Genomic DNA, 12,234 nt, shown 5'->3' on the forward strand with positions numbered 1-12,234 from the left:
GTGATGAAACTTAACGAAGGTTTTTTGAACTCAATGCACGAAGCGATGACGTTGCTGCGTACTCGCGGCGTTGCCGAAGCGACCGAAGCGATTCAACGAGCACTGCGAGGGGAACGCGCGAGCACAGTGAACGAACACGAGGCGCCGGAACCCGTCGCCATCCCGATTGCAAAGCCAAAGGACGGTGCCGCGCTCAAGGCACGGGAACACTGCGTGGAGGTGGAGGACCGCGGACATTTCTGCACGCTTGCGTATGCCAATGCTGCCGGTCGCCGTCAATATCGGCTGTATGTGCCGCCGGGAGGCGCTGGCGAGCCGCTGCCACTGGTTGTGATGCTGCATGGCTGCACTCAGGACGCCGACGATTTCGCAGCGGGCACCCAGATGAATGCGCTTGCCGAGCGGCATCGCTTTCTTGTCGCTTATCCGGTGCAACCGCAGCAGGCAAATCCGTCGAAGTGCTGGAACTGGTTCAAACCTGACGATCAGCATCGTGAGCGCGGCGAGCCGTCGTTGATCGCAGGCATCACGCGCGAAATCATCTCGGCGTACGACGTCGCTCCCGCGCGCGTGTACGTCGCGGGGATGTCCGCGGGGGGCGCAATGGCGGCAATCATCATCGCCGAATAACCCGAGCTGTATGCTGCTGCCGGCGTGCATTCCGGTCTTCCAGCACGGTGCGCGCACAACTTACCCTCCGCGTTAGCGGCGATGAAAGGCGGCGAGTCCCTCCGAAAGACACGGGGCGCGCAATGCGATACGGCCTTGTCACCGAAACGGCCTCTGATCGTCTTTCATGGCGATGCCGATGCCACGGTCAACGTAGCCAATGCGACGTGGCTTTTACACGGCTTTGATCCCCGGCCGGACGCCGGCGTCGACCGGCGCGGGATCGCCACAGGCCGACGTGCCTGCAGAGTTTCACGGCTGGTTTCCGGCGATGGAATCGACGCGGAGTTGTGGACCATCGATGGCGCAGGGCACGCGTGGGCAGGCGGCAATGCACAAGGCAGCTATACGGATCCGACGGGTCCGGATGCGAGTGCCGAAATGCTGCGCTTCTTTCTTGATCATCCGCGGCAACAATAGTACGTCTCTCTCTCTCTCTTGCGGTTAATGCGATCGCGATCTACGCTCGGCGCACGGATCGACTTAACTGCCCCGATTCTAGTGGTTGGCCTGTCGCGCTAACGTGGTGACCGGCGCAGGCCAGCGATCTTCCGGAGACGGCCAGGAACGGCCAGTCGACATACCTCAGTGAATTGCTGACAATCACTTTCCGAATCGTCGCCAGTCGCGAATCGGCCGCGTACGGCGTCCGCTAACGAAACGTCGGCCTCTGGAGAGGTGCATCTAAACGGCGAGAAAAACGTTGAGGTAGCATCATCGAACTCAACAGGGGGAAGACGGTGTTTGGGAAAATCAAAGCTCGCATAAACTCAATCGGTGTCCCTCTTGTCAGTCTGCTTCTCAGCGATCTGATGAGGATCTTGGCAGAAATGGTTGGCTATATCACACTCCCCTGGTGGATTGTTCACCGGGGCGGTGCGCATGACTTGGCGATCTACAGCGTAAGCATTGCGATCACCACGATTTTTGCAATGCTACTGCTTTCGCCACTGGGTGATCGCTACGCAAAGAGAACGCAGATTGCATGGGGTCTATGCACCCTGATGGTCGTCGCCTTTGCCCTCGCTACGCTCGCCTCGCTGTCCGACTACCGACTTATGCTCATCATCTGCATAGGCGTGGTCACCGTTATAGCGAAAGCTTTCATCGATCCGGCCAGTTCCACGATTTCGGCTGAACTTGTTCCGCCGAATCGTTTGGCCGAAGCGCTTCGTCTTCGTAAATCGACGCAGGCAGTTGGCCGTGCCTTAGGGCCAGCATTGGCTGGCGCGACACTGGCCTTGGGAGGCATAGCTGCAACATTTTGGATGAACGGCATACTGCTCGGCGTCGCTGCTTACGTGACTTTGCATCTTCCATCCCAATCTCAGCATCGCGAACACCATCGCGAACACCATCGCGGTTCAGTCCGTTGGTGGAAAGACCTGCGCGCCGGACTGCATGCCAAATGGATCGTCCCGTTAGAGCGCGGCTGGACACTTGTAAACTTCCTCGTCTGGATATTCCAGGGCCCCGCAGTCGGCATGCTGATCCCGCTCAAAGTTCAATCACTCGGGCTGTCGGGTCTATGGCTAGGTGTTTGCGAAGCGGCCTTATCCATCGGTTTACTACTGGGAAGCTTTCGTGGTTCTGATGCACTGGTCAGCCGTTTCGGCCGATTCAACGTCCGGGTTGGGGCCGCGATGTGCGAAGGGCTGGCACTTGCTGCTTCGGGCTGGGCCCACTCATCCATCGTTCTCGTATTGACGCTTACATGTGTGGGTTTCGCCAATGCATCGATGGGACTCGTTGGCGCGACTCACCGCTCATTGGCTATCCCGCAGAATTTCCGCGTGCGCATTCTCGCTGCGAGCATGATGACCACGCAGATTGCGGGCATTCTTGGGCCGATGGCCGCCGGCGCGGCGCTCATGCATTGGGCAGTGGGCAAGGTCTATACATGCTTCGGTCTCGCCACTTGTCTGCTCGCTTTTGGTTTTGTCTTGATACCGCGATCGCGCGAATTCTTTGCGCTCAACCACGAGCAGGTGAAAGATTGGTTTCGTCACGAATATCCCCATGCATTCGCATCATCCGCGGTGCCCGAATCGAGACAGACTACGTAGATCGCAACACGGCAAGGGTCAGGAAATGCCACGCCGCTCAGGGTCGCGTGTTGCCGATCGCCGTGGGCGAGATCTCGCGATACATGTAGTTCGCATGAGACAGCAGCCGGCCAATTTGAGACATTCGTCCCCGAGGCCTAGGTTGTTGACAATCGCCTTGCAGACTTCTCGCTTTGCTTAGCGGCTGAACATTGCTGCCGTTGAGAATCGTCATGTTGTGCAGACAATCGAGGCAATAGCGGTACGAAGTTCGCGTCGTCAAGAATCCAGTTTGCACGCGACCCGATCGAGTCCGTTCTGGTGAAGCGTTAGTTTTTCGGCGATCCCTTGATCGTTCATTTCGAATGCAATCTGCGCGTCAATCGACTTTGCAAAAAATCGGTGTTCGGCCTCGGGATACAACGCGGTTTTCGGTTGTCCGGTGCCTTGAGCGAAAAGTTGTCCCTTATCGACCGTCGTCGTCAGGATGAAGTCCGGACGCAGCCAGAAACGCCCTACATAGGATCGCAAGCGGACAGGATCGACGTCGATCTCGTTTCGAATCTTGACCGGTTGGCGTAGGGGTTTTTCGGGTTTCAAGAGATGCAAGCCAATGTCGCCGACGTCGAACGCCGAGTTCGCCAACACCACGACGCCCCGTGATGCGCGACGATCGAAGCCGATGAACGATCGGCACCCCAGTGTTCCTCCGGTGTGGCCGAACCATTCTGGTTCGCCTTCTGTGCTGCCCACGCCCATTGCCCAACAAAGGGGAATGACCTGGTCTCCAAGCTGCCGACGTATGTCGAGCGTATTGCCAATGGCTCGATCGAGCGCGGACGGCCGGTACCCCATCACGGCTTCGAGAAATTGCAGTTGATCGTCTACCGTGGACACCAACGCCCCTGCCGCTCCAAAGACCTGACCGAGGTCCATCCGCTGCGCGAAGCACAGGTCAAGGTCGTGACCAGGGATACGCCTCCTTTCAATCTCATCAGGCAGCGCGATGGCCGTACTCGCCAGTTGAAGCGGTGTGAGGACGCGAGCCCTCAGTATGGTTTCGTAGTCCGTTCCTGCCCGACATGCAAGCGCATATCCCAGCAGACCAACGCCAAGGTTCGAATACTCGAACTCCGAGCCGATGTCTCGGGTCAGTTCGTGGCGGGCCAGAAACGCGTACAAGAGATCGGTGGTGTAACCCGAGAATGGGTCGGGTGAACCGTTGCGGACCATGTTATCGGGGTGGCGAGGCAGCGCGGATGTATGCGTCGCGAGGTCATGTAAAGTGATCGTCCTACCGCTGCGATGTGGGACGGCCGGATTGCCGGGCAAAAGACGCTGAACGGGCTCATCAAGCGACACTTCCCCACTCGCGATCATGTCCGCGAGCAGGATCGCGGTATATACTTTCGTTACGGATCCAATTTCGAACGCCGTGTGCTGGTCGGGGATACGGGCGTCGTTTTGATCGAATCGGCCATAGCCGACAATGCGTCGCTCGCCGTCGCCCACCATTCCAACGACGATTCCTACGCCTTCGCGGCGGGTATCGATCCGGTCCGAAAGGATGCGGCGGATTGCATGGTCATCGAGGAAGCGAGTACTGGGTGTAAGTGGATCTTTCGACGGCATGATGCTCCTCTGGCGTAGCTGGGATTATTCACGTCGCAGCTGAAGTAGATGGCAACTTGCGACCACATGATCGCCGAATGGAAGACGGCACCTTACTTTCATTCGCCTGGGGTGTGCGGCGAAAAATGGATATGGGGCGAGTCTGCGAAGGTGCGCCGCTTCCGTTTGTCGGTGACCACCATCGCGTCAGAGAATGCAGCAGTGGTAAGCCAATTCCGGTAAGTCGACACTCCAAGATGAGTTTGCGCCGTCCTTGAGCGTGCAGCCCCGCAAGCGACAGTGCTATCTTCACTAGTCTAGCAGCCGTCAGGGTCTTTCCAAGCCAGACGATCACGTTCGAGCAGGCCATACAACGCGCTATCTGACACCTCGTCGCCAACTATCCAACGTTCACGCAACAGACCTTCACGGCTAAATCCAAGCCGTTCGAGAAGACGTGCTGAGGCTGAATTCCGTGGGTCGATATCCGCTTCAATCCGGTGTAACTGTAGCGTGCTGAAACCATGCTCTATGAGCGCAAAAGCCGCTTCTTGCATGAGTCCGTTTCCCCAATGCTTGCGTTTCAGACTAAAGCCTATCTCCGCGCGCCGGCATTGCTCATTTGCATTGAAGAGCGCGCAGTCGCCGACCACTTCACCGGTCGCCCGCAATTCAAGCACACAGATAAAATCCTGGCCGCTGGCTGACGTATTCAATTTGCGTGAGACGCGATCCGTTGCCTGGTCTAGCGATGTCATCGCTCCAAACGGAAAGAAACGCATTGCCTCACGATCTGACCAGATCGCAAACAGCTCTTGCGCGTCCTCATGACGCAGCGGCCGCAGAATCAGACGCGTGGTGGTCAACGTGACCGGTTCAAAGGTTGTCATGACGAATGCGGTGCATCGGGAAAGTGTGATTCATTTAAAGCGTGTGCGCAGGCGACGTGTCTGGGCACTTAGCCGTATCCACAGCCGTCTGCTGCGAACGCCAGGCTAACTCTTGAGCAGCCCATCGCTTTCAAGCGCGTCAGAGGGGACCGAGTCGTCGATGCGCGGCCACTCCAGCTCGACATGGGCGTTCCAGTGGCGAAGCGCTTTCGCGCGACCGTCCTCATCGAGAGCGAATTCAAACGTGATGTCCGGGAAGTCGTTGCTGCGAAATTGCAGACCTTTGAATGGTTTCAGGACATCGGCCGGTTCGCCCGGATGGAACAGCGAGATATCGCCGTCTCGACTCAGCTTGACACCGACCTTCCTGCCAAGAGGCGTTTCGTACGTGCCGACAAGTTTTTCAAGGACGTCAGCACCGGGTCGCGTTGGCAGGCGAGCGAACACCGCTTCCGCCTGATCAAGCCATATCGTCGCGCGATCTATATCGCCGAGCATGCTTGTGAGGAACGAGACCGACCACGCGCCATTTGTCTCGTCATTAGCCGTGTCGAAGCGGTCGTAATGGAAATGGTTGAGGGGCAGCTTGACCTGACGGAATGCGAACTGGAGTTGCGTGCCGTCAGTGGTGATATTCAACGTTCCATACGCGGGGTGCTCGTAGGAACCGACATAATCCGCCAAGTTGTGCGACGGCTGCGTATTCGGAACCGCGCGTGGCACGGCACGTTTTCGTGCCTCGCGCATTGTTGCCTTTGCCTTCTGGCGAAAATCCAGCAGGCGTGCCGTCCAGTCGGTTTCTTTGAGGCCAAGCACACGACTATAGATATCGAAGCCGATCGCGTTGCTTAGCGGAGCGCAATGGTCACCTATGACGAAGACGGAAACACCGACTTTCTCTTCCGGCAGATATGACACCTGCGAATGAAACGCACGCAGCGTGCCGCCGTGGCTCGTCAAAAGATGGCCGCGAAATGCGGCCGTAATACGTCCCATACCATAGATGCCGTTGAGATCGGTTTTGAAGCCGAACAGGTCACTCATTTCGGTTGGCCACGGCAAGCCCGGAGCGAGTGTCGCTTTTAGAACGCTCTCAGGTATGACTTGCTTGCCGTCGATCAACCCGTTGTTCATTAGCATGATCGACCAGCGCGCGATGTCATTCAGGCTGGCGAGAATACTGCCCGCCGGACTGCACTCGTCATCTTTCGGCGCAGGTGGTTGCCAGAATTCATTGCTGTCGCGTCGCTCGGAGAAAGGTAGCGCGTAGTCTCCGTGGTTGTCCGCTTTTGCGTCGCCATACGTGAACAAGGTTCGGTGCATATCAAGGGGCACCAGAATCTCGTCGCGAATGAATTGTTGCCATGGCTTACCGCTTATCAACTCGATGATATGGCCAACCGCTTCGTACATCATGTTGTTGTAGATGAGCCGCGAGCGTATCGGAGCAATCGGCTTCATGAAGCGGATGCGATCGAAAAGATCTTTCGTCGAGTAGTTCGATTCGTACCAGATCATGTCGTAACGCGGCACACCGGTTTTGTGCCCGAGCATGTCGCGTAATGTCACTGCCACATCGAGTGATTGGTCGTAAAACCGCAAACTGGGGACCGCATGACGAATCGGTTCGTCGAAACTCAGCAGGCCACGCTCCACCAGCAAACCTGCGGCGACAGCGGTAAAGAGCTTCGTATTCGACGCGATTGGAAACAGTGTCGACGAAGTGAATGGCCGCGCGTTCGCAACGTCGCGATGGCCGTATCCCTGCGTCAACACGACCTCATCATTTCTGACAATACTCACACCGAGACCGGGCACGTGCCAGTCGCGCACGAGCGTTTGCATATACCTCTCTAAATCGCCCAAACCCAGTTTGCTCGATTCGTTTGACATAGAGTCTTCCCTCTAATCAAAAGTGGATTGTTAGAAAAGCTGAATGTATCGGGAGCAACGTGACGAAGCGGCTGGCAGCCGGTGATTCTATCGAGAAAAATAAAACAGCAACGCAACGGCGAACAAAGTCGCCTGAATGCCGATTCGGCGGGATTGCCCGCTTCACAGTCAAGGCCGCGCATGAAATTTGCTTGGGTGACTATTGAAAGGTCATCATATGCAATTCGAAAGCCGCTCAAGAGTCGATTCATGCCCTTTGCATACATGCCGCTATCGGCAAACGCCTGCGCACGGATCCTTGGGGGGCGGTCAGTTTGAGATGGTCGATTTCGCAACAGTCCTAAAGCCTTACTGAATCCGGGGGGAGCACGCCATAGCGGTTAATATGCCACTTCTTCGACCGCAAGGAATTCATCTTGAATTTTGCAAAGCGCGTTATGTGCGGTTTTGCAGGAGCAGTTTTTGTGGGCTTCCTGGCAATACTGGCGCTGCACCACAACGGCTCGATCGAAACAGACACCTTGATTGACAGTTCACCTCAGACGGTGTGGACGGTCCTCACGGCGACCGACGACTATCCGTTGTGGAACCCGGAGATTTCACAGTTACGAGGGCAGCTTCGTGAGGGCAACGTCATCGAGTTTGTTGAGGGGACGGGGCCAGACGCAATGGTGTTCCATCCTAGGATATTGGCGGTGCAGGCTGTTCGAGAATTACGTTGGAAAGGGTACGTTTGGTTTCCCCGTTTTTTTTGACGGCGAGCACAGCTTCATTCTCGAAACCGCGGGCAAAAAAACGCGCTTTATCCAGGCTGAAACATTCACCGGCATTCTTGCTGGCACTCTGACGCAGAGCGTCCTAAGGGACACGGCTACTACCATGCGTGCGATGAATGACGCATTGAAAAAACGAGCCGAGCGAGCGTCTGGTCAACCGCCGAAATGCACTCGACCAACTCCCTGCTGACTGATACCGAATGGCCGCTGATGAGAGCGGCAACTGACCGCTTCGGGTCCTGCCCAGTCCACAGCGATTCCCGCGAGATCCCGGAACTCATGCTTTTTGAATAAAGCAGAGTTCGGTCAACCGGACCTTGATCCGGCGCTCCCGAATCGGCGACAATCCAGGCCCGCATCCGTTTATCAAATGGAGCCTCATGAGTGTCATTCAGATACGCCGCGTGATCCGCGCCGACGCCGCCGAGTTGATCGCCGCGAACTTAGCAAGTCAGGACTACCATTTGCCTTGGGTCACATCATTTACCGACCAAACGGGATTCGATAACTGGTTTGCGCGTGGACTCACCGGACCGAACGTCGGTCTCGTTGCGCGTGACGTAGCAACGAATAGAATCGTCGGCGTAGTAAATATTAACGAGATAGTCGCAGGCGCTTTCCAGAGTGCATATCTCGGGTATTACGGGATGGTGAACTTCGCCCGGTCCGGGTTCATGACCGAGGCACTGCGGGCGGCTGTTGGCTATGCCTTCAGCGAACTTGGCTTGCATCGGCTGGAGGCAAACATTCAACCAGGAAATGCAGCATCGATTGCACTTGTGCGTCGATTGGGTTTTAGACAGGAAGGCCTTTCGCCAAGCTATCTCCGCATAAATGGCGAATGGCGTGACCACGAGCGATGGGCGTTGCTGGCCGATATGGCGGGTTAAACACAGCCGCCACTCAAAAGAAGATGTGCTCACGCAGAAATTGTTTTTGTGTCAATATTGACAGCATGGAACTTCATAACGTCTCGAGCAAGACTCACCACCATCATCACGGTCGCTATCCGTTGCGCCGTGGTTCGTTGCGTCCATAGCAAGGAATTCGACCTCACGGTCCATTCCATGTGCAAACGACCAAGGCGCTTAAGGCGCCTTTTTTTATCGCTCCACCATCAAGAGCTGAAGATGACCGACTCGATAAGCTATCGCCGCGCAACTATCGACGACATTTTTAAAATCTGCGAGCTGGGTCAAATCTTGAACGCGATTCACCACTTGGCACGCCCCGATATCTATGCCAATGCTACAACTGTGATGGCTCGGGACAAACCGCACTGGCTCTCCAGCGTTCAGGAAGAAGATCGAGCTACGTTTCTTGCCGAGCTTGGCAGCAAGGCAATCGGCTTTATCACCGTTCAGGTGGTGCAGCCGATAAGCCCGTTATTGCAGCCGATGGCCGTTGGCCGCATCGGCTCGGTCGCTGTTTCCGAACAACTGCGGGGACGCGGAATCGGCAGCACACTGATGAAGCTCGCAGAAGAGTGGGCGCGGAAACGCGGCGCCGCCGACGTCAGGCTGGCCGTTTGGGCCTTTAACGAACAGGCGGTCGATTTGTACCGGGAGCTTGGCTACGAAATTCGTGCATTCGAGATGGGAAAGCGAATTCGGGCTCCTGCGGATATGGCCGCCGATGGACAGGATGAGGCATCCCGTGCATGAGCACTATTTGAGTTGAACGCGACATCGATGCGACATAGTAGGTCCGTACGCGGGATCAACGAGCCGAGCCGTTGTCTGGTCTGCGACCGTCCGCTATCGAGAGAGTTGACGGTCCCTTCAGGGTCGAAGAACGAAACCGCTCGCGCGGTAGGGGGCTGCGGTCCGACGCTGGAGGTCAGGGAGGGGCCGGTCGCGCGGTTTATGTTGCGAGTGAGGCAATCCGCCTCGTTCCTCAACAGGAGCCGCATCATGACCTCCTCCCAACCGACCGTCAGCCCGTTGCGCCAGCGCATGATCGACGACATGCGTATGCGCCAGCTTTCCCCAAAGACGCAAGCCGGCTATCTGCGCATCGTCCGCGAGTTCGCCCGTTACCTTGGGCGCTCGCCTGATACCGCCACAGTCGAGGACCTGCGAACCTACCAGTTGCATCTGGTCGATCATGGCACCTCGCCGATATCACTGAATGCTGCGATCACCGCGCTCAAGTTCTTCTTCGAGACCACGCTCCACGAGCCCGAACTGATGGCCCGGATGCAGCCCGTGCGCGTGCCCCGTACGTTACCGGTCGTGCTCAGCCCCGATGAAGTCCGGCGGCTCATCGCCGCCACTGGCAACCTGAAGCACCAGACGGCTCTCTCGGTCGCCTACGGCACGGGGCTGCGTGTCAGCGAAGTGGCGGCGCTGAAGGTCACAGACATCGACAGCCAGCGCATGACGCTGCGTGTCGAGCAGGGCAAGGGGCGCAAGGATCGCTACGCAATGCTCTCACCGGTACTGCTCGAACGCCTGCGGGTCTGGTGGCGTGTGGCCCGTGCCCAGGGCAAGATGCCCGACGGCGGGTGGCTGTTTCCCGGGCTCGACCCCGTCGATCCCCTCACGCCGAGGCAACTCAACCGTGCCATCCGTGCGGCCGCCGAGGCCGCGCAGATCGATAAGCGTGTGTCGATGCACACGCTGCGGCACAGCTTTGCCACGCACCTGCTCGAACAGAAGGTCGACATCCGCGTGATCCAGGTGCTGCTTGGCCACAAGAAGCTGGAAACCACCGCGCTTTACGCGCAGGTGGCCACCGACCTGCTGCGCGAAGTCACCAGTCCGCTGGAGCGCCTGGCCGCCAACTGACCCGGCGCAGTGCCTCATGCCGGAGGTCGCGGACATCTTCCGCGCCCACGGGCCAGCGTGGCGTCGCACAGTCCACCTGAGTCTCGGGCAGCTGAAGGTGATGTCGGCCATCGAACAGTGCCGCAGCGCGGCGCTGGGCGGGCATGTGCTGCGCTGTTCCAGCTGCGCGCGCACCGAGATCGCCTACAACTCCTGCCGCAACCGCCATTGCCCCAAGTGCCAGGGCAATGCCGCACGACGCTGGCTCGAAGCGCGTCAGGCCGATCTGCTGCCGGTCGAGTATTACCACATCGTCTTCACGCTGCCCGCTGCCATCAGCGCAATCGCCTGGTACAACAAGCGGGTCGTCTACGGGCTGCTGTTCGACATCGCCGCCGACACGCTGCGCACCATCGCCGGCGATCCCCGGCATCTCGGCGCGCAGATTGGCGCCACGCTCGTCCTGCACACCTGGGGCTCGGCGCTCACGCATCATCCGCACGTGCACGGCATCGTCCCTGGCGGCGGGCTGTCGCCCGACGGAGAACGCTGGATCGCCAGCCGGCCCGGTTTCTTCCTGCCGGTGCGCGTGCTCTCGCGCCTGTTCCGGCGCCGCTTCCTCGAAGCCCTCGCTGATTCTCACCGGCGCGGCCAGTTGCAGTTCTTCGGCGAGTACGCGGCGCTCGCCGATCCGAGCGTCTTCGCCCAGTGGCTCGCACCCCTGCGTGGCTGCGAATGGTTTGTGTACGCCAAGCGCCCCTTTGCGGGCCCCGAAGCCGTGCTCGCGTACCTCTCGCGCTATACGCACCGCGTAGCGATCTCCAACCAGCGTCTGCTGGCCGTCGATGAGCACGGCGTGACGTTCCGCTGGAAGGACTATCGCCAGAAGGGGCGTACCCGCTACAAGACCATGACGCTGGAGGCTGGCGAGTTCATGCGTCGCTTCCTGCTTCATGTGCTGCCCGGCGGGTTTCATCGCATCCGTCACTACGGGCTGCTCGCCAACCCGGTGCGCCGCGCCAGTCTCGCGAAGGTGCGTGAGCTGCTGCACGTCACGCCCGAATCCGAACCGCCATCCCGGGAGCCCGTCGTCGCGCTCCGGGCCGTCTTCATCTGTCGGCACTGCGGAGCCCCGATGATCGTCATCGACATCCTCAAGCGCACCGCACCGATTCGCGCGCCCCCGATGCAGGCCCGCCCATGAATGCGGCGCTTCCTCGATATCCCAACCCAACGTCGGCTTTGCGGCAACGCGGCCCACAAGCGGACGTTTGTGCCTGGCGCGTCACGCAGCCTCCCGTACGGCCACTTCCTCGTTACCCTCGCGTTAGTGCATCGCATCCTCACGACGTCCGCGCTCTGCCAGCATTCTGTTCAAGCCGCCGTCCTTCAGAAATACTGAGGATGACAGACCATCAATCGCCATAGAAACCCCGAAATTCCGGGCGTCCCGGACCACTCCGCGGTTTCCTCCCTCGAGGCTTATTCGACGCCTGCCCACACGCGCCGCGGCAGACTCACGGTCATGTGAACGAGGCAGACGTCCAATAACCCTTAACGGCAGTTGCCCGACGATCGATCG

Annotated in this window: 9 protein-coding genes and 1 pseudogene; 7 read left to right on the forward strand and 3 right to left on the reverse strand. The window is 58.5% G+C overall.

Annotated features, from left to right (window positions below; genetic code table 11):
- Window positions 1-3 precede the first annotated feature (3 nt).
- A pseudogene (locus SB753_RS29385) lies at window positions 4-1,089 on the forward strand (alpha/beta hydrolase family esterase).
- Window positions 1,090-1,409: 320 nt separating this feature from the next.
- Entirely contained in the window at window positions 1,410-2,735 is a 1,326-nt protein-coding gene (locus SB753_RS29390) for an MFS transporter (RefSeq protein ID WP_410803268.1), read from the forward strand.
- Between the two features lie 258 nt (window positions 2,736-2,993).
- Here the strand turns inward: SB753_RS29390 and SB753_RS29395 are convergent, their stop codons facing one another.
- The 3 genes from SB753_RS29395 to SB753_RS29405 all read right to left on the reverse strand — a co-directional run bounded on the left by SB753_RS29395 (window position 2,994) and on the right by SB753_RS29405 (window position 7,108).
- The gene (locus tag SB753_RS29395) at window positions 2,994-4,346 is read right to left on the reverse strand and encodes a serine hydrolase (protein ID WP_410803270.1); all 1,353 of its coding nucleotides are present in this window, start codon (window positions 4,344-4,346) and stop codon (window positions 2,994-2,996) included.
- A gap of 296 nt (window positions 4,347-4,642) precedes the next feature.
- Window positions 4,643-5,215, reverse strand: a complete 573-nt coding sequence (locus SB753_RS29400; RefSeq protein WP_410803272.1) for a GNAT family N-acetyltransferase — start codon at window positions 5,213-5,215, stop codon at window positions 4,643-4,645.
- A gap of 105 nt (window positions 5,216-5,320) precedes the next feature.
- Window positions 5,321-7,108: a serine hydrolase gene (locus tag SB753_RS29405; RefSeq protein WP_410803274.1), complete on the reverse strand. Its 1,788-nt coding sequence runs from the start codon at window positions 7,106-7,108 to the stop codon at window positions 5,321-5,323.
- A gap of 416 nt (window positions 7,109-7,524) precedes the next feature.
- On the opposite strand from SB753_RS29405, the gene SB753_RS29410 reads away from it, so the two are divergent.
- The 5 genes from SB753_RS29410 to SB753_RS29430 all read left to right on the forward strand — a co-directional run bounded on the left by SB753_RS29410 (window position 7,525) and on the right by SB753_RS29430 (window position 11,856).
- Window positions 7,525-7,863 (forward strand): hypothetical protein, encoded by a 339-nt coding sequence (locus SB753_RS29410; protein ID WP_410803276.1) that lies wholly within the window; start codon window positions 7,525-7,527, stop codon window positions 7,861-7,863.
- A 401-nt stretch (window positions 7,864-8,264) separates the two neighbouring features.
- Window positions 8,265-8,774: a GNAT family N-acetyltransferase gene (locus SB753_RS29415; protein WP_062915654.1), complete on the forward strand. Its 510-nt coding sequence runs from the start codon at window positions 8,265-8,267 to the stop codon at window positions 8,772-8,774.
- 240 nt (window positions 8,775-9,014) lie between these two features.
- A complete protein-coding gene (locus SB753_RS29420) occupies window positions 9,015-9,548 on the forward strand; it encodes a GNAT family N-acetyltransferase (RefSeq protein WP_410803278.1) in 534 nt (177 codons plus the stop codon).
- Between the two features lie 249 nt (window positions 9,549-9,797).
- Window positions 9,798-10,673, forward strand: coding sequence for a tyrosine-type recombinase/integrase (locus tag SB753_RS29425; RefSeq protein WP_410803280.1), 876 nt, complete (start codon window positions 9,798-9,800; stop codon window positions 10,671-10,673).
- A gap of 16 nt (window positions 10,674-10,689) precedes the next feature.
- The gene (locus tag SB753_RS29430; protein WP_410803281.1) at window positions 10,690-11,856 is read left to right on the forward strand and encodes an IS91 family transposase; all 1,167 of its coding nucleotides are present in this window, start codon (window positions 10,690-10,692) and stop codon (window positions 11,854-11,856) included.
- Window positions 11,857-12,234: the final 378 nt, after the last annotated feature.

The sequence above is a fragment of the Paraburkholderia sp. SIMBA_053 genome, from assembly GCF_046534895.1.
In the GTDB taxonomy this organism is placed as follows: Bacteria; Pseudomonadota; Gammaproteobacteria; order Burkholderiales; family Burkholderiaceae; genus Paraburkholderia; species Paraburkholderia caledonica.